Source organism: Thermoactinomyces sp. CICC 10521 (genome assembly GCF_016055135.1).
GTDB classification, from domain to species: domain Bacteria; phylum Bacillota; class Bacilli; order Thermoactinomycetales; family Thermoactinomycetaceae; genus Thermoactinomyces_A; species Thermoactinomyces_A daqus.
In genome coordinates this window covers 20,442-37,106 of record NZ_JAECVZ010000004.1, presented here as the reverse complement: position 1 = coordinate 37,106, position 16,665 = coordinate 20,442, and the positions used below count along the sequence as shown (strand labels likewise).

Genomic DNA, 16,665 nt, shown 5'->3' with positions numbered 1-16,665 from the left:
ACATGCCCAATCCCATTCCCCTGGCAATTCGGACGGCATCTGAACCGATCCCGCGTCCTGCCCCGGGAATGAGCGCCATCTTTTTCACGACAGCTCCTCTTTCGTGTCATGGGTTTTCTTTCCCTTGGAACGGGCATGCCGCACAAAGAGGCGGGTCCAAACGATCAGCACCAGTGTGGTGAAGGCCAACAGCAACGGAGAAACCAATACCGACATACTTATGGACAGCGTGAACACAACTATGACTCGTACGATCGCTTCGATGAGGTACCCGATTCCCCACACCACTGTCATCACCCGCAGGTTATGGCGAAACCGCTCCAACTCATTCCACTTCTGCTCAAAGCTTTCACTGCCGGCAAATTGACGTCCCAAATAAAAAATCAACGGACGCCGGCCGACAAATGCAGATCCGATCATCACCAAGGCGAAAATCCCTGTAAAGAGAGAGTCCTTCGCAATCATGAACCGCGCATTGCCCGTAAAAAACGAAGTGGCAATTCCGACCAGGAAAAAGAGAAACATCAAGAAAGCCAGAGCATCTATTTTCCGGTTGCGCACAAATTCGAGAATAATCCGGATAACGGAAACCCCGCTGCCGAAGGCTAATGCCAGCACATCGGACATGCCAAATTGTCGCAGAATAAAATAAACCACGGAAGGCAAAGCGACATCAACAAACAGAGTCAAGACGATCATCTTTAACTTTTCATTTCTATTCATTTGAAAATCCTTTCTACTGTCCGGAAGATAATAAACGGTCTGGCTGTGTACGGTCAGCCTGATTATCATGCCAATCGAAAGGAAACTTTGTAACCACGGTGCCGGACATCTCCCATGAAAGCGGCAGTGACTTGGCATCGAATACTCCGTTCCAATCCGGTATCCGGTTCCCCGACTGATCTGGATTCGGACAGAAAATTTAGTTTCTATAATAAATAGTTTATCCTACAAATTGATTAACTACAAACAAAACAGTACAATTTTTCGCTTACGGAAGACTGGATAAAAAAATCAGCAAAGGTTATATGCTCATCCGTTCCCTTGCTGATCAGATTAAATGGAAAACGGGATCACGAGGTGTTGGGAATTGGTTCATCCGGACAGGGCGGACCATTCCGAAATCGAGGCAACATCCTTGCTTTCCAAGCACAACAAAATCGGGTGAGGTGCCTCCCCGCCTCCCAATGAGAACATCGAGAGATCAGGGAGACACCCCACCCGTTGAATCACTTTCGCCGAAAAAAATCACCTATGCATGGCGTTTGCGGAAAACGAGGATTCCCAGGCCGGTTGCCAACAATGCACCGCTCCAGGCAATAGCAAGCGGATAGCTAGTAGCCGTTTTTGGCAGTTGTCCGCCCTTGGCCGGTTGCTCTGGCTGAGCCGGTTGCCCTGGCTGAGCAGGCTGCTCCGGCTTAGTTGGTTGCTCCGGTTGAGCCGGTTGCTCTGGTTTATTGGGTTGCTCCGGTTGAGCAGGTTGCTCTGGCTTATTCGGTTGTTCTGGCTGAGCCGGTTGCTCCGGTTTATTCGGTTGTTCCGGCTGAGCCGGTTGCTCGGATTGGCTGCATCCGGTAACCTTAACCGGATTGCTCCAAATGGAACCATTTGGCTCTTTCAGGTAAAAAGCGTAGTTCCCTTCATGACCATTTTTGTTTTTATCAAGATCGTAAACAACTTGATGGGTTTCCCCTTTTTTCAAAGCGGGGATCTCACCATGTTCGATAATCTCCCCTTTTTTCGGGTTTCCCTCTTTCGACCAATACAAGTCATAGGTACCGGCTGCTTCCGATTTTCCCCGCTCAACTGCTACGCTCAAAGAAATCTGATTGCAATCACCTTCCGCCTTTGCGCCCCAGTTGCATGCCAAAGCCATGGCAGGAACTCCCAAAACCAAAAAACCAGCAGCTAAACCTGAAACATATTTTTTTAACATGAAAATCACCTCCGCAATAATAGATTCGTAAGAGAGATGAGAATTTAGCGTATAAAAAATATGTCTATTTTAAAAACATAAATCCATTTTATAAATTTTTTATGTTATCCATTTAACAGGAATCGCTGCAAAAATATAGCAAAGCACCATTGCCTGTCTTTCGGATCTTCGCAAATAAAAAAAGGCTTTCCCCTGCCGAAGAGGAAAACCTTTTTTTACTGCTAAAGTGTCGTATACTCTTTGATGGAAAAAACAGCGAATTTTCCCGCCGCTCAATTTAATGCCGTATATTTCTGAGTCAGGTAGTCCAGATACGGCTCAATCGTCAAATCAGTTCCCGTCGCTTTTTTCACAATTTCAGCTGCAGTATATTTGCTGCCGTATTGGTAAATGTTTTCAGTCAGCCACCCCCGCAACGTTGAAAACTCTCCCCTCTCCATCTCTTCCGGGATCGTGGGATGCGCTTTGAGGGCTGCCTGATAAAATTGGGCACTCAAAATATTGCCGAGCGTATACCCCTGAAACATGCCGCCGATAAAGTCGGCATACCAATGGATGTCCTGCAGCACGCCATTTTGATCGCTCTGTGGAGCCACCCCGAGATCGGACTGATAACGGCTCCGCCATGCTTCAGGGAGGTCCTTGACGCTCAAGCTGCCTTCCAGCAGGGCCAACTCCAGGTCAAACCGGATGATCACATGCAGGTTGTAGGTTAGCTCATCGGCCTCCGTCCGGATCAGGGAGCGCTTCACATGGTTAATTGCCCGGTAAAACTCATCCAGCGACACTCCGGCCAGCTGTTCCTTAAACTCCGCTTGCAGCCGGGGATAAAAATAAGTCCAGAAGGTACGGCTGCGACCGACGATATTTTCCCACAGGCGGGACTGACTTTCATGCACACCGGATGACGTTCCCGTATGCAGCGGGGTTCCTTCATAACATGAACTGATTCCCAGTTCATACAATGCATGGCCCGTTTCGTGAATGGTGCTGAACAGCGCCTCACTCAAATCATGTTCATTCACCCGGGTGGTGATCCGCACATCCCCATCGGCAAAACGGATCATGAAGGGATGAGGGGACAAATCCTGCCGACCGCGCTTGAAATCAAAACCGAGCTTTTCGATCACCTTTTTTCCAAAGGCGAGTTGCTGTTCCTTCGGATAAAACTTGGTCAAACAGGAACGGTCAGTGGGCGGGAGCGATGTGACCTGCTCGACCAACGGAACCAGGCGGCTGCGAAGTTCTGCAAACAGCCGGCGAATCTCTTCCGCTTTCATGCCATAATCAGATCGATCGATCAACGGATCAGCCGGGTGCTGGTGACCGGGGAAAAACGAGGCATACTCCCGGCTGAATTCCAGCGTTTTTTCCAGGTAAGGCTCAACTTTGGAAAAATCATCTTCTTTCCGCGCCTCCACCCAGGCGGCATAGGTCTGCGAAACATGCTGGTAGAAACGGGAAACGAAATCGGCCGGGACCTTGGATTCCGTCACAAAATGCCGTTTGGCCACACGGATTAAAGCCGCATCATCGGCATCATAAGGCAACTCCTGTTCGTAGGGAGTCAACTCTTCCAGCAACCTGCCCAGGCCCGGGTCAACCATCCTGTCATGCCGAATCCGGGCAATCACGGCCAGCTGGCTGCCCCGTGCATCTCCGGCCGCTTCCGGCATGTATGTATTTTGGTCCCAATTCAAAAGAGCGATTACCGAATCCAGATCATAGATTTCCCGCAAACGCTTCCTCAGCTCTTCCATTTTCTTTTCCATTACATCCACCCCAGAGTATCAATATCCTTCCTAAACCCATTGTAACGGATTTCCCAAAAGACTTTCATGTCTTTTTCAGTTCAACGCATCGTTGAGAGGGGCAATATTGAGATTTAACCACCTCTTGTGTGGTGCACTTCGGATCCGAAATATTTCGTTTCTGTGAACGATCTGTTTTTTCCATTCACGTTCGCTCCGAAATCCTTTCTTTTTTCAACGAAATCCCCCAAGGATAATCCGTATTTTTCCTTCTATCGACAACGAGTGTGCAAAGTGTGTATGATAAGGAATAGAAGAATCTTGGGCGAGGAACGGTTACAGATGAAAAAAATCGATTGGATTGAACAAACATTACAAACCCGTTATCAAGAAGAAGGAAACGGAGTGACTTCGCAGGAATTGGCCGAAGCGCTGCAATTGGATCGCTCTACCGTCAGCCGTTATCTGAACGAACTGGTGAAAACCGGACGGGCGCAGAAGAAGGCGGGACGGCCTGTTCGGTATTTTCCGCTCGAACCATATACCGATGCCGGCGGACCACAGCGCCGCAAATCCTGCACAGGGGAATCTGAACTTTTGCAGGAAGCGATGGCCGCACTTTTATATCCGCCACATGGTTTGCCGATCCTGTTTACCGGGGAGACCGGGGTGGGAAAGACGCATTTGGCGCAAAAATTGGTGGAAACGGCCATAGAAAAGGAATTTTTATCGAAAAAAACGCCATTTATCGCTTTTAACTGCGCGGAATATGCACAAAACCCCGAGCTTTTGCTGGCCCAACTCTTCGGAGTCAAAAAAGGGGCATTCACCGGCGCCGATGAGAACAAGTTTGGCCTTGTGGAACGGGCCAATGGCGGCATCTTGTTTTTGGATGAAATCCATCGTCTCCCTCCATCCGGACAAGAAATGCTTTTCCACTTGATCGATCAAGGGTTTTATCGCCGTCTGGGAGAAACGGGCGTTGAGCGCAAAGCCGATATCCGGCTGATCGGAGCAACAACGGAAGCTCCGGAAAAAGCCCTTCTTCCCACTCTGCTGCGCCGCTTCCCCGTCCGACTGGAAATTTTACCCTTGCGGAAAAGGCCGCGGGAGGTTCGTGAGCAACTGCTTGAGCACTTTCTGGAGGCCGAAGCCAAACAGATGGGGGTTCCCCTCAGCATCACCGCCCGGTGCCGTTCCTTCCTTTTGCAATATGACTGTCCCGGCAATATCGGACAGCTGAAAAGCGATATCCAAATCGCATGTGCGCGCGCATTTTTGCGCAACCTCGAAACGGACGGTAAAAAGAAGGTGACCATCGATTTTCATGATCTGCCCACCTATCTCCAGCCGCAAAGACCGGTTACTTCTGCCGTCAAAAACGCGATTGCCGGAGGAAATGACGGACAGGAGGGAATTTCCGGAAATATTTACCGGAAGCTCACCGTAACGAAAGAGTCCCTGCTTAAAAAAAAGGCTTCACCTGCCGAACTTGCGGAGCAACTGCAGGAAACGGTGAATCGCTATGTCCGCAGCCTGTCCTTTCAACAGGAAAGCCGGCCCGTCGACCCTGCGATCATCCGCGTTCTGACCCGGGCCCTGGAAGAGGGAGGCGCCAACGAAATCAGAGGAATTTCCGATGAACAGCTCTACGCGATCGCCCTGCACATCCAGGCTTGGCGGTCCAATCCAGGCAGTACCCGCATCGCGCGGAACGAACTCGAACAGGTTGAAACAGAATCCGTCTATGAGCATTTGGCCCAAAAAATCGCCATGCTTCTCGAGCGGGAGCACTCGCTCCGGCTGCCACCCGAAGAGATCAAGCTGATTTCTCTTTTTCTCTCATTAAATCAACGGCCAGAGGAGCAGGAGCAGCCGAAAAGACTGATCGCCACGGTCTGCCTGACCGGCGAGGGAGCAGCTGTCGCCTTGCAATCATGGCTGGAAGACCATCTTCCCGCAGAAGATCAGGATGTGGAGATCCGTTCAGTTCAGATCGATCCGCAAACGCGCACATCAGAGAAGCTGGATCTCCTGCAAAGAGAGTTTCGGCTGATTGCCGTCGCAGGAACCGTTCCACCGGAGTTGGACGGTGTTCCATATATTCCAGCCTGGGAACTTTATCAAAAACAAGGCTTTGAACGCTTGCGGGCCATTCTCGCCGCCAGCCGTTCCCGGATGACTGCCGAAAACGGCTTGACCCTGCGTCCGTCGGAGATTCCCGCACTCATCGAGCAAGGCTTGTCCGAAACGGTCATTCACTTCAATCCAAAACAATTCGTCCAATTGATCCAGACCAAAGCTGACACCTTCCGGCGTGTTTTCAGCTGGGAACCCGAACGGGAAATCGGTATCTGGATGCATCTGGGCATCTACACGGATCAGCTGCTGGCCGTACAGCTGGCGAACAGACGGATGGAGAAATCCGCGGGGGTGCTGCAAACCGATCTTCCACCGGACCGGATCAAGCTGTGGGAGCAATTTTTATCCGCCCTATCTACCGCTCTGCACGTGCGCTATCCACCATCGGCCGCAAGCGAAATGGCCCGCCTTTCCACCACTTCTTAGTCGCTGTTCACGTGCAAAGAGTGAATACCTTATTTGCACACTTAGGGTAACGGCAAACTCAAGCAGAAAGGAATTGGTTCTTTTCCGCAGCGGCTTTGCACGAAGGAACCGGAAGCAAAGAGAAGGCACCCATCCGCGACAGACTTCTGTTTCGGGATTTCATCAACAAACTGAAGTGTGCAAAATCCTGTTTACACACTTTTTTGTTTGCCGCTTATGATCGGCTTCTTTTCATTTGGCATAAATCTTGCATGATATTTTCTCGGATTTCTCTTGGCCTGCGAAGAATCTCGAAAGAGCCATTCGGGTTAAGATATGGATGTCAGAGAAGGCAGAGGAGCAAAATGAATCACGCCATTCGGTTAATGATCGTGTGCAGCCTGGGAGCGAGCTCCGGAGCGCTGTGCCGAAAAATAAATGAAGCCGCTCGAAAACGCGGATTGGAACTGATCGCGGAATCAACTTCCGCCCTCCGGTGGGCAGAACAATTGTCCAGGGCAGATGTCATCCTCTACGAGCCGCAGATCAGTCACCTCAAAACGGAAATGGCGAAGATCGCCGACGAAGAAGGCATACCGCTGGCAATGGTCGATCCTGTGGCATTTGCCACCATGAGCGGCGAAAAAGTTTTGGATCAAGTGTTAACACTAATCAAAAGGTAAGCGATTACCCAGACTCAACCGGATTCACTTTTTGCAGGCAGATCAAGAGAACCCTATTGGTGATCATTCTTCACACAATGGTATAGAAACCCAAAACAGAAAGGAAAATGCCCGATGTCAGAAAAAACGATTACCATTAACAACCCAAGCGGACTTCACGCTCGCCCCGCAGCCCTTCTCGTAAAAGAAGCCAGCAACTTTAAAAGTGCGATCAAGCTCGTGAAAAACGGAAAAGAAGTTGACGCAAAAAGCCTGCTCGGCGTAATGTCCCTTGCCGCGAAACAGAATGACCAGATTACCGTCCGCGCTGAAGGGGAAGACGCAGAAGCTGCCGTCAACCACATTGCCGCTTTCCTGGAACAACTTTCCGAAGCCTAAAAAGGGGGATTTGCGTTGAGCCAAACGTTACAAGGAGTTGGAGCGGCTCCAGGCCTTAAGTTGGGCCAAGCCGTCTGGTGGCGCAAGGAAAAGCCGGTCGCTCCTTCCCGAACCATCACTGATCCAAAATCTGAAATCGAGAAATTAGACCAAGCGATCGCGCAGGCAAAAGAACAAATTGAAAAACTGCGCGAAATCGCCGCGGAGCGGATGGGCGAAGAAGAGGCGGCCGTATTTGATGCTCATTTCGCTTTTTTGGATGACCCGGCCTTTACCGGCGAAATGAAAAACCGTATTGAAAATCAAAAGAAAAATGCCGAAGCCGTGTGCCAGGATGTTACCGAAGAAATGGGTGCACTCATGGCTTCTTTGGATGACGAATATATGAAAGCGCGCGCAGATGACATTCGCGACGTGGGTTCACGGTTGCTTTTGATCCTGCTCGGAAAACAGCCGTTTGATCCTTCTTTGCTGACCCCGGGAAGCGTGGTCATCGCTGAGGAGCTGACTCCTTCGGACACCGCCCAGTTCCCGGAAGGGGTCGCCGGCATGGTGACGGCCAAAGGAAGCAAAACGGCCCACGCCGCCATCATGGCCCGGACGCTGGGAATTCCGGCTGTACTCGGTCTGGGATCCAAGATCGAACAAATCAAAGACGGGGATACCATCGTCGTCGACGGGGACAAAGGCACGATTCAGATCAATCCCGACCAGGATGTGATCAACCGGGTGCGCACGCAGATTGAACAGCAGGAAAAAGCGCGCGCTCTGGCGTTAAAAGAGGCAAAAGCGGAAGCAAAAACGGCCGACGGAAAACGGATTCAGGTTTTCGCCAACATCGGCAGTCTCAGCGATATTGAGATTGCCCTGAAAAATCACGCCGAGGGCGTCGGCTTGTTCCGCACCGAATTTCTTTACCTGGAAAATGACCACTGGCCGACAGAGGAAGAGCAATACCAAGCCTATGCGAAAGTACTGTCTTCCTTCGGCGAGCGGCCTGTTGTGATTCGCACGTTGGATATCGGCGGAGACAAAGAGCTTCCCTACGCCAAATTGCCGAAAGAGGAAAATCCTTTCCTGGGCCACCGGGCCATCCGTTTCTGCCTGGCCAACCCGGATCTGTTCAAAACGCAATTGCGCGCTTTGCTGAGAGCCAGCGTTCACGGAAATCTCTGGATCATGTTCCCCATGATCGAAAACTGCTCGGAAATCCGTCAGGCCAAAGCTCTCCTCAATGAATGCCGCGAGGAACTGATCAGCGAAGGAGTGCAGGTGGCAGACAAGATTCCGGTGGGAATCATGGTGGAAATCCCTGCAGCTGCCATCGCCGCCGATCTCCTGGCCAAAGAGGTCGACTTCATGAGTATCGGAACCAACGATCTGACTCAGTATACCCTGGCGGCAGACCGCGGCAACGAACAGGTGGCCCATCTGTACGATGCGGCTCATCCGGCCGTTCTCCGTCTGGTGAAAATGACCTGCGATGCCGCAGCAAAAGCAAATATTCTTGTGGGAATGTGCGGCGAACTGGCCGGCGACCCGAGTATGACGGAACTTCTCATCGGACTGGGTCTGGCTGAATTGTCGATGAGCGCCAGCACGATCCCGGAAGTGAAACAGCAAGTTCGGAGCACCGACACTGCTGAAGCGAAAAAACTGGCTGAACAGGCCATTCTGCTGGAAGATGGCGATCAGGTGCGAAACCTGGCGAAAAAAGGTTAATAAAAAAGATCCCGGGCTTTCCGCTAAAACCCGGGATCTTTTTTTGACTGAAATAAAAAAGGAACCTTAGTACTCCCAGGTTCCTTTTTCACTAACAATCATAAATAAATCCGTACTCTTTCCATTTTCGTCGTTGTATCACTAAACGGTCACTTCTTCTTTTTTAAGCTCGATTCCCGGTTGGACGACCTCAATGGGTCCCGTACCTCTCCGCAGCATTTTGGTAAATGCCTGGGTCGGTTTAAGGACATCGAGCATGTACTCAATGGCAATCATGGGATCTACGGTATGTCCGCAGGTGTAACAATCAAGCGCGGCGAAGCCTTTTTCCGGATAGGTGTGAATGGTCAGGTGGCTCTCAGACAACATGACCAGCACCGTGGCCCCCTGTGGGTCGAATTGATGGGATTGAACAGATAAAATCGTCGCCCCGCAAGCACTTGCCGCCTCTTTTAAACGTTGTTCCAAAAACTTTACGTCATTGAGAAGATCGAACTCAACGCCCCATGCGTCCATGGCTACATGCCTTCCGAAAGTAGAAAATTCCATCTCTTTCGGCCCCCTTCCTAGCAAAAAGTTGGTGTGAGCCAAATTCCGCTAGGATCTGCTTGTTCACCACGGGGGAAGGTTAGTCCAGTGAGGTCCCAACCCTTTAAGTGAATCCTGGATCCTACTAGCTCAATGTCACAATGATTAACTTAACATAATCTTTTTATGTCTGCAATAGTTATTTTACCCCAATTTCCGAAAGAAACGTGAAGATTTTTAAAAATTCAGTTGAATGAACAAAAGTTGATTTTACGCCTTTTTCTCCGGTAAAGCGGAACACTTGGGAGGGTCAGTGTCACGAAATATTACAAAAAGCGAATGTTATTAGAAGGTTTTTCTTCTCTATATGTAGAATATTGCAAAATCTATGCTGCGAGAGGAGGCTTAACCCTGTGGCAACAAACCCGATTCGGCAGATGCTGCTGGAGGAACTGGATCTTCTCGTGCGCACTACCCATCGCCTCATCGACCAAATCGAAGAGGATGACTGGTCATTCCGTCCGCACGAATCGATGCGCACTCTGCAAGAGCTGGCCACCCACCTTGTCCAAATTCCTGCCACTGACCTGGCAATCTTACAGGAAAACGATGAAATAGCGATCCGCAAGCTGGAAAAAAATCTGACCCCAAAAACGCGTGAAGACTACCATCGCATTCTCACGAAAGGCTTTGCCGAGCTTACTGCCTATATGGACAGCCTTTCCGAGGACTTCTTTATCCATCGCAAAACAAGGGCATACTACAACCAACAACCTGTAACGCAAGCCAAATGGCTGATCGAAATCATCACCCATATGGCTCATCACCGCGCGCAATTGTTTAATTATCTGAAAGAATTAAAACGGGATGTGACGATGTACAGCCTTTACTAAAAAATAAGGTGGCGGAAAAAGAGAGAATTCCTCTCTCCAACCGCAACCTTACTCTTTTGTTTCAAATCTCTTTCACCCATATGTTCATGTCCTCAAACTCGCCGGCAATCTGGCTGTTTTGAATGAGCCTTCCCTTATAGGTAAACCCCAGCTTGGAAATCACCATATTCATCCCTGTGGAAACGGCCCGCGTCAGGGAAAACAGATTGGGCACCCCTTTTTCTTTCATTCGTTTTTCCAAATCAAAGATGAGAACGCTTAAAAGTCCTTTTCCGCGATAATCGGGATGCGTGGCGCAATCCGTGATCTCCGCAGAATTGTACTCGGCAAACACATCTGCAGATGCCGCACTCACGATTTTGCCCTGATGGGTGATAACGGAGAAATAAACTTCGTTATCCATGCATTCCAGGATAAATTCGGGGTCGTGAATCGGAGTTGGATAGGTTTTAAATACCAATCGATACAGCTCGGCCAATTGCTCCGCATCCCGGTGATCGGCGTGGCGTAATTCAAATCCCGGTTCCAGCTCCGGAGGCTCGTCGAGTTGCTCAACTTGCTCCGCCATCTCGACGATTTCGTCTTTCTTCTCCTCATCTTTGCTGTTCGCCCGCTCTTCTTGCAAAAAGCGTGACAGGATACAGGCCGGGTCGCCGTCAAAAAAACCGCTGATCTCACCTTCCTGGTGAAAACCGAGCTTTTCGAATAACGGAACATCCTCGGGAGCGGCATAAATCAGCACTTTCCCGATCCCCTCCATTTTCGCCAAATCCTCCAGATGCTGTACCAACGCCTCTGCATGTTCCTTCTTGTACTGCATGAGCTTAATACGGCTGTTGTACTCATCCACTTCATACGAAACACTTTGGGGGGCAGGTTGTTTTGCTGTCATTCATCCATCCTCCATTTTTTTGATCCGAACACCATGCCACACTATCTTGTTACCCTGGTTCACGCAGAAAAAACTTTTTTTCAAACTTAAAATGCGAAAAAGCCAGCTTTGTTATACGAACGAAATTATAAAAAAATCCAGAATTTATTTGTTCCTTATGTGTAATTTTTATTTTCACAGGGTAGAATAGAAGCGAGATGTTCTTTTTAAAGGTCCCGCATGGGGGGCATGATTCTTCCCGGAACAGCATTTATGCCATAACCGGGGCTTTTTCGCAGAAACCTCTTCCCAGGGGGGGGAATCTATGTATTTGACACCTCATGAGCGCAACCTTATTATCCGTGCTCTGACGAAAGTTTTGGAAACGGAACCCCCGTATGCACGGGCGGATGAATACAAAAAATTGTTGGATCGGCTGAAAAGTGCGCAAGAGCGGGATGAGGATACTTTGTTGGAATTTGATTTCAATCTGGATGACGGATAACACCGCGTGAGAACCAGTCACTCTTTCTCTCCATAAGATATGGCGAAGGAGTGATTTTTTCTATGGCTCACATCGTGATCAGGTTGTCCCGATTCCGCCTTTACCTGTACAGAGACTCTCAATTAATCAAGTCCTATCCGATCGGCATCGGCAAGGTGGCGACCCAAACCCCCCAAGGTGTTTACACGATTGTCAACAAAGTTCCTTATCCTTACTCCTACCCCGGCGGTCCCCTCAGTCCGTTCGGCACGCTGTGGATGGGTCTTTCCCGCCCTCACTACGGCATTCACGGCACCAACCGCCCTTCCTCCATCGGCAAACGCGTCTCCAAAGGCTGCATTCGCATGCACAACCGCGATGTGGAAGACTTGGCACGCTACGTCGGAATCGGCACAAAAGTGATGATCCTCCCTTGACCGCTCCCAATGCCTCCAGTCGGGAATCACAAAAGAAACAAGATTTTCCCCGATCCGTGATCTCAAATGCGGAAATTTCTGCCCGAGAACCCGCGGCCCTTTGAACTGCCATTTCGATTGCTTTAAACGTTTCCTGAACACTCATCGTCCATTGCCAGTTTTACAATGAAGATTAGATAGTGTGAAAAAAAGAGAGCGAAAATCGGTCAGGCTGACAGGAGGGAGAAGGCAACTCATTCCCTTGCCTGACACTCGCTCTCGTTCCAAGGCTGAAGCAGGAATTTTCTTGCCCCGAAGATATAATGGTGTTACCAGCCTGCTCGCGGATGGCGCTTCAGCGAAATCCCGCGAAATAAAAAACAGGGTTTCAGATCCTCCGTCTCTTTCAGGTGCTGCGCAGTCACGAGGAGTGAAAATTTGCCACGGGCCCGATCATCGTTCAATAAGATTCCGGCATGTTCCCTGGCAAAGGCAATCGCATATTCCCTGCCTTCCTCCAAACGAAAACAAAAAAGATACGCATCGTTGGCACGATCGTACATCCACGTATGTTCGTACCCGGAAACGGACTGCTTCAGTTCATCCGACCATTCCGGCACCGACAACACCAGCACCGGCGCTCCCTCTTCCTGCAATTTCATCCATCCTCCGTCCTCCGGGATCGCGGCTTCTCTTATTCTCGGAATATATCGTTTGCTCATCATCATCCTCCATCTGTGAAAGTTTTCTGTGAGACCGGCATCCTGAAATCATCCCTTAAAGAGTTAAATGCCTTCCCTGTTCTTCTGCCTCTCCACCAATCGGTGCAGCAGCGGGACAATGCAAGTCAGATCCCAGCCGGGTACCTGCTCCTCATCGACTGCTCCCACATCGCCGATGATCAGGGTGGGAACCGGATTCTCGGTATGGACGGAAATGCGCAAATCTTCGCTGTTCCCGTGATCACTGACCAAGACGATGGTATCACCTTCGGGGCGCAAGCGAACCAGCTCCCCCAAAAAACGGTCATAGGTTTCCACCACATAGGAAACAAGGTCAGCGTCATGTTTGTGCCCGGCCCGATCGCTCAAAAAATATTCGTGAATGACCAGATCATAATCCCTCGCGATTCCCCACAGATGCCTTGCCGCTTGTTCCGGGGCAATCTCTTCAATTTCCGGTATGAACGATTTCAGCGTGCGGCGGGTGAGATCATGATAAACCGCCCGTCCTGATTTCAGATCCTCCAAATAGCGAAACGGCTCTCCCAGTGAACGGATGGCCGCGGTGGTCACGGAAACCCATCCCCTTTTCGTGGCCGGACGCTCAAAATATTCTTTGGTATACGAATTGGCAAAGGTCGCTTTCCAGCCTTTTCGTTGAAATTGGAGGTAAATATTGTCCGCTTCGACCCATTCCCGCAAACGCTTAAACGGATAACCGCTCATATGTTTTCCCATTGCCGCCGGTGCGTTTCTCCCGGTAAAAATCGCCGCCTGACCGGTGGCGCTCTGCGGCAATCCGTCAACCCCCAGCTTCGCATCGGTCTTCAGGAGCCTGACCTCTCTCCCGTGCTTACCAACCGCCTCCCCGGTCAATGGCTTTCCGCCTAACAGGGAACGCATGTGCAAAGCGTGCTGTGCCCAGGGATTATGATCCGCATCGTCTCCCAAGCCAACCCCATCAATAAACAGCATAATGACTGCGATTTGTCTCCACCTCCGATTCAAAAAAGCATGTACTGTCATTGTAACAAAAGCTGCAACCATTTTGGCTGAACCCCGGTGGCTGAGGTGACATCTTCATCCAAACCGTTTTTTTGTTAAAACATGGGTTAAATTTTATTTTTTTGAACATACTACAACTAGGAGGTGTGTTCCAAGATGTATTACGTCATCAAGGATTCTGACAAATTGCCACCATCCATAATCCATGAGGATAACTACTTCGCATGGTATAACCCGATGAAAAAGGACCATCGGGTCGAATTTCGCGGCACGATGAATCAGTGCTATGATTTTATGGCTTCCCGCTATCCCAAGCGGTGAATTTCTCCCACTCACAAAATTGACAGAATAATGGAACATGAGTTTTTAAAAAAAACCGGAGACCTCTGTCCCGGTTTATTTTTTGTTCCCATGTTTTTTCTCCCGGACCGGAGGAAGAATCCGGCGAAGATCCACTTTTCGTTCCGGTTCCCAAGTCATGGGATCATTTTCATCAAACTGCTCGAGAAATTGGATCACTTCACGTGTGATTGGGGTCGGCGTCGAAGCACCGGCGGTTACGCCAACAATTTTTTTTCCTTTTAACCAATTGATATCGATTTCGGAAACATCGGAGATGCGGTGCGCTTCCACCCCGGCGATTTTCTCGGCGACCTGGGCGAGACGGTTGGAGTTGTTGCTGCGCGGGTCACCGACAACCAGCACCAAATCCGTCCCTTTGGCCTGCTGTGCCACCGCTTCCTGCCGCAGCTGCGTTGCCAGGCAGATCTCATTGTGAATCTCAACGGTCGGGAATCGTTCCCGCACCTTATTCATAAGGTTGGCCGTATCCCACTGGCTCATCGTCGTCTGATTCGTCACCAGCAGTTTATCCGTATCAAAATGAAGCTTTTCGATATCTTCTTCCCGCTCGATCAAATGGACATGGCCGGGTGCCACCCCCATTGCCCCTTCCGGCTCCGGGTGTCCGTGCTTGCCGATATAGATCACTTCATAGCCTTCAGCAACCTTCTCACGAATCAGGTCATGGGTGCGAGTGACATCGGGACAAGTGGCATCGACAATTGTGAGGCCTTTTTCCCTCGCTCTGCGGCGAACTTCCGGAGAAACTCCGTGAGCAGTAAAGATAACCGTTCCTTTATCCACTTTCTCCAAGATTTCCAACCGGTTTTCCCCGTCTAAAGTGATGATTCCTTCTTCTTCAAACGCCTCAACGACATGCTTGTTATGCACAATCATTCCCAAAATATAAATCGGACGCGGAAGATCAAGGTTCTTTGCCGCTTGCCGTGCCAGAACCATCGCATCGACCACTCCGTAACAATAGCCGCGCGGTGTGATTTTTACTACTTCCATTGCTGATTCCTCCTGACCCCGTATCACCTTCTGGCCCGAGGTTTAGTCTCTCCTATTATAGCTTATTATCAAAATTCGACCAAGGGACGCACATCTCTGCTCAAAGATAGGCTGGTACACCAGGTACATCTATACCAGACCATTCATAATATACACTGTCATCATGAAGAGAGGATGTGAGTGTATGACGGAGAGAAGACCAGTCAAACCGATGCAGCCCGTTACTCCGGCACCGGCGGAATCATCCGCTCGCCCGGCTCCACCCACCGAACCGGCCAAACCATACAAACCGATGCCGAAGCCACCGATGCCGCCGGTCATGCCGTTGCCGCAACCACCTGTGACCTTGCCAACCCATATGTACTGCGATCCTCAGATGCTGCGCCAACTCTATCACCAAATGAAAATTTGCCACCGATATGAACGGGAAATGCTCAAATGGTATATGCGCTATTGCGCGGGAACTCGCCGCCGTCCGTTTTTCGGCGCCCCCTGTGACTCCTGCCGGGAATCTTCAGCTTTCGGTTCATCCTACCACCGACCCCACTCTCCCTTTCACCACCATCCCGGCTACTATGAATCCTCTTCATCCAGCCGGTATTGGGAAAGCTCAAGCTAGATTTTACTCCTGTTCTCCCTCCCCATACCCGTCAGGGGAGGTTTTGCTTATTGAACAAAACCCACAAAATGCGGGGAAAGCGATTATTTTGCCGAATTCTTAATCCGTTCGCGAATATACAATGCAGCGAGAATAAAAGAAATAATCATGAAAAATATTAACAGTCCGGGTGATTCCAAGCTGTTACTATACATTGGTTGAACTCCCTCCTGCGCCACATGTGTTTTCACTTTAATCTTACTGGAAATCGGCACCGGGTTGCTCCCATATTCGCACAATTACATGAAAAAAGCAGGATGCTTTCACTCGTTGCGGCACCCGAGGTTCCTCGATGTCAAAAATCCCTCCGTTCCGTCCTGATCCGGGAATAATTTTGTCTAATGAACAGGTAATTTGACTGATTATGTCGACCGGGAGGAAATCAGGGTCATGATTGTCAAATAACCTGTTTAAAGGAGGGACGGATGGTGACTAACCGAGTTGGGCAAGCAAAAACAATCGCTGAAAGGCGTCTGAGTTACAAATACCGTGTCTTGCAACGGCGGGTTCGTCCCGCGGTGAAACGAGCTTTTCTCAAGATCGCAAGAGAGATGTTTCTCGACCAGCTCTCCCGCGGTGTCTCCATCAAAAAGAAGGATTAAGCGTTTAACCAATGCTCTTTATTGTTTTCCATCATTCCATGAAAACAGGGGACACAAAATTTGCGCCCCCTTTGCATAGATGAAGCATCTGCTTTTCAGCATCGCTTCATTGC

18 protein-coding genes are annotated in these 16,665 nt (G+C 49.9%); 10 read left to right on the top strand and 8 right to left on the bottom strand.

Features of this window, described 5'->3' with window-relative positions; translation table 11 throughout:
- Nucleotides 1-84: 84 nt before the first annotated feature.
- The 3 genes from I8U17_RS04455 to I8U17_RS04445 all read right to left on the bottom strand — a co-directional run bounded on the left by I8U17_RS04455 (nt 85) and on the right by I8U17_RS04445 (nt 3,708).
- Nucleotides 85-723, bottom strand: a complete 639-nt coding sequence (locus I8U17_RS04455; RefSeq protein WP_198059084.1) for a VC0807 family protein — start codon at nt 721-723, stop codon at nt 85-87.
- Nucleotides 724-1,252: 529 nt separating this feature from the next.
- Nucleotides 1,253-1,936 carry an LPXTG cell wall anchor domain-containing protein gene (locus I8U17_RS04450; RefSeq protein WP_198059083.1) on the bottom strand — a complete coding sequence of 228 codons (684 nt, stop codon included), beginning with the start codon at nt 1,934-1,936 and terminating at the stop codon, nt 1,253-1,255.
- 272 nt (nt 1,937-2,208) lie between these two features.
- The gene (locus tag I8U17_RS04445; RefSeq protein ID WP_198055841.1) at nt 2,209-3,708 is read right to left on the bottom strand and encodes a carboxypeptidase M32; all 1,500 of its coding nucleotides are present in this window, start codon (nt 3,706-3,708) and stop codon (nt 2,209-2,211) included.
- A 321-nt stretch (nt 3,709-4,029) separates the two neighbouring features.
- Between I8U17_RS04445 and I8U17_RS04440 the strand changes: the two genes are divergently transcribed.
- The 4 genes from I8U17_RS04440 to ptsP all read left to right on the top strand — a co-directional run bounded on the left by I8U17_RS04440 (nt 4,030) and on the right by ptsP (nt 9,017).
- Nucleotides 4,030-6,255: a sigma 54-interacting transcriptional regulator gene (locus I8U17_RS04440; protein ID WP_198059082.1), complete on the top strand. Its 2,226-nt coding sequence runs from the start codon at nt 4,030-4,032 to the stop codon at nt 6,253-6,255.
- A 344-nt stretch (nt 6,256-6,599) separates the two neighbouring features.
- Nucleotides 6,600-6,917 carry a PTS sugar transporter subunit IIB gene (locus I8U17_RS04435; RefSeq protein WP_198059081.1) on the top strand — a complete coding sequence of 106 codons (318 nt, stop codon included), beginning with the start codon at nt 6,600-6,602 and terminating at the stop codon, nt 6,915-6,917.
- Nucleotides 6,918-7,031: 114 nt separating this feature from the next.
- The gene (locus I8U17_RS04430; RefSeq protein ID WP_033100043.1) at nt 7,032-7,295 is read left to right on the top strand and encodes an HPr family phosphocarrier protein; all 264 of its coding nucleotides are present in this window, start codon (nt 7,032-7,034) and stop codon (nt 7,293-7,295) included.
- Nucleotides 7,296-7,310: 15 nt separating this feature from the next.
- A complete protein-coding gene (gene ptsP, locus I8U17_RS04425) occupies nt 7,311-9,017 on the top strand; it encodes a phosphoenolpyruvate--protein phosphotransferase (protein ID WP_033100042.1) in 1,707 nt (568 codons plus the stop codon).
- Between the two features lie 141 nt (nt 9,018-9,158).
- Here ptsP and speD read toward each other — a convergent pair whose 3' ends face one another.
- On the bottom strand, nt 9,159-9,566 hold the full coding sequence (gene speD, locus I8U17_RS04420; RefSeq protein ID WP_198055836.1) for an adenosylmethionine decarboxylase: 408 nt from the start codon (nt 9,564-9,566) through the stop codon (nt 9,159-9,161).
- Nucleotides 9,567-9,958: 392 nt separating this feature from the next.
- Here speD and I8U17_RS04415 point away from each other — a divergent pair, with 392 nt between their 5' ends.
- Nucleotides 9,959-10,438, top strand: coding sequence for a DinB family protein (locus tag I8U17_RS04415; protein ID WP_235281611.1), 480 nt, complete (start codon nt 9,959-9,961; stop codon nt 10,436-10,438).
- Nucleotides 10,439-10,499: 61 nt separating this feature from the next.
- On the opposite strand, the gene ablB is transcribed toward I8U17_RS04415, so the two are convergent.
- Entirely contained in the window at nt 10,500-11,330 is an 831-nt protein-coding gene (ablB, locus tag I8U17_RS04410; protein ID WP_033100040.1) for a putative beta-lysine N-acetyltransferase, read from the bottom strand.
- Nucleotides 11,331-11,634: 304 nt separating this feature from the next.
- Here ablB and I8U17_RS04405 point away from each other — a divergent pair, with 304 nt between their 5' ends.
- Both I8U17_RS04405 and I8U17_RS04400 read left to right on the top strand, forming a co-directional pair.
- Entirely contained in the window at nt 11,635-11,814 is a 180-nt protein-coding gene (locus I8U17_RS04405; protein ID WP_033100038.1) for a hypothetical protein, read from the top strand.
- A gap of 62 nt (nt 11,815-11,876) precedes the next feature.
- Nucleotides 11,877-12,230 carry a L,D-transpeptidase gene (locus tag I8U17_RS04400; RefSeq protein ID WP_198055835.1) on the top strand — a complete coding sequence of 118 codons (354 nt, stop codon included), beginning with the start codon at nt 11,877-11,879 and terminating at the stop codon, nt 12,228-12,230.
- A 308-nt stretch (nt 12,231-12,538) separates the two neighbouring features.
- Here the strand turns inward: I8U17_RS04400 and I8U17_RS04395 are convergent, their stop codons facing one another.
- Together I8U17_RS04395 and I8U17_RS04390 are read right to left on the bottom strand one after the other, a co-directional pair.
- Complete coding sequence (locus I8U17_RS04395) at nt 12,539-12,931, bottom strand: hypothetical protein (protein WP_033100036.1); 393 nt, start codon at nt 12,929-12,931, stop codon at nt 12,539-12,541.
- Nucleotides 12,932-12,994: 63 nt separating this feature from the next.
- Nucleotides 12,995-13,978 carry an alkaline phosphatase family protein gene (locus I8U17_RS04390; protein WP_198055834.1) on the bottom strand — a complete coding sequence of 328 codons (984 nt, stop codon included), beginning with the start codon at nt 13,976-13,978 and terminating at the stop codon, nt 12,995-12,997.
- A gap of 114 nt (nt 13,979-14,092) precedes the next feature.
- Here I8U17_RS04390 and I8U17_RS04385 point away from each other — a divergent pair, with 114 nt between their 5' ends.
- Nucleotides 14,093-14,257: a hypothetical protein gene (locus tag I8U17_RS04385; RefSeq protein ID WP_160173813.1), complete on the top strand. Its 165-nt coding sequence runs from the start codon at nt 14,093-14,095 to the stop codon at nt 14,255-14,257.
- A 75-nt stretch (nt 14,258-14,332) separates the two neighbouring features.
- Here I8U17_RS04385 and I8U17_RS04380 read toward each other — a convergent pair whose 3' ends face one another.
- On the bottom strand, nt 14,333-15,292 hold the full coding sequence (locus I8U17_RS04380) for a 4-hydroxy-3-methylbut-2-enyl diphosphate reductase (RefSeq protein WP_198059080.1): 960 nt from the start codon (nt 15,290-15,292) through the stop codon (nt 14,333-14,335).
- A gap of 184 nt (nt 15,293-15,476) precedes the next feature.
- On the opposite strand from I8U17_RS04380, the gene I8U17_RS04375 reads away from it, so the two are divergent.
- Both I8U17_RS04375 and I8U17_RS04370 read left to right on the top strand, forming a co-directional pair.
- On the top strand, nt 15,477-15,911 hold the full coding sequence (locus I8U17_RS04375; RefSeq protein ID WP_198055833.1) for a hypothetical protein: 435 nt from the start codon (nt 15,477-15,479) through the stop codon (nt 15,909-15,911).
- 467 nt (nt 15,912-16,378) lie between these two features.
- Complete coding sequence (locus tag I8U17_RS04370) at nt 16,379-16,552, top strand: hypothetical protein (protein WP_160173812.1); 174 nt, start codon at nt 16,379-16,381, stop codon at nt 16,550-16,552.
- Nucleotides 16,553-16,665: the final 113 nt, after the last annotated feature.

Bases quoted from the DNA above. Each gene is read 5' to 3' on its own strand.
- I8U17_RS04380 (WP_198059080.1), bottom strand. From the start codon at position 15,292: ATGGAAGTAGTAAAAATCACACCGCGCGGCTATTGTTACGGAGTGGTC.
- I8U17_RS04400 (WP_198055835.1), top strand. From the start codon at position 11,877: ATGGCTCACATCGTGATCAGGTTGTCCCGATTCCGCCTTTACCTGTAC.
- I8U17_RS04435 (WP_198059081.1), top strand. From the start codon at position 6,600: ATGAATCACGCCATTCGGTTAATGATCGTGTGCAGCCTGGGAGCGAGC.
- I8U17_RS04375 (WP_198055833.1), top strand. From the start codon at position 15,477: ATGACGGAGAGAAGACCAGTCAAACCGATGCAGCCCGTTACTCCGGCA.
- I8U17_RS04395 (WP_033100036.1), bottom strand. From the start codon at position 12,931: ATGAGCAAACGATATATTCCGAGAATAAGAGAAGCCGCGATCCCGGAG.
- ablB (WP_033100040.1), bottom strand. From the start codon at position 11,330: ATGACAGCAAAACAACCTGCCCCCCAAAGTGTTTCGTATGAAGTGGAT.
- I8U17_RS04450 (WP_198059083.1), bottom strand. From the start codon at position 1,936: ATGTTAAAAAAATATGTTTCAGGTTTAGCTGCTGGTTTTTTGGTTTTG.
- I8U17_RS04390 (WP_198055834.1), bottom strand. From the start codon at position 13,978: ATGGTTGCAGCTTTTGTTACAATGACAGTACATGCTTTTTTGAATCGG.
- speD (WP_198055836.1), bottom strand. From the start codon at position 9,566: ATGGAATTTTCTACTTTCGGAAGGCATGTAGCCATGGACGCATGGGGC.
- I8U17_RS04405 (WP_033100038.1), top strand. From the start codon at position 11,635: ATGTATTTGACACCTCATGAGCGCAACCTTATTATCCGTGCTCTGACG.
- I8U17_RS04445 (WP_198055841.1), bottom strand. From the start codon at position 3,708: ATGGAAAAGAAAATGGAAGAGCTGAGGAAGCGTTTGCGGGAAATCTAT.
- I8U17_RS04385 (WP_160173813.1), top strand. From the start codon at position 14,093: ATGTATTACGTCATCAAGGATTCTGACAAATTGCCACCATCCATAATC.
- I8U17_RS04455 (WP_198059084.1), bottom strand. From the start codon at position 723: ATGAATAGAAATGAAAAGTTAAAGATGATCGTCTTGACTCTGTTTGTT.
- I8U17_RS04430 (WP_033100043.1), top strand. From the start codon at position 7,032: ATGTCAGAAAAAACGATTACCATTAACAACCCAAGCGGACTTCACGCT.
- I8U17_RS04440 (WP_198059082.1), top strand. From the start codon at position 4,030: ATGAAAAAAATCGATTGGATTGAACAAACATTACAAACCCGTTATCAA.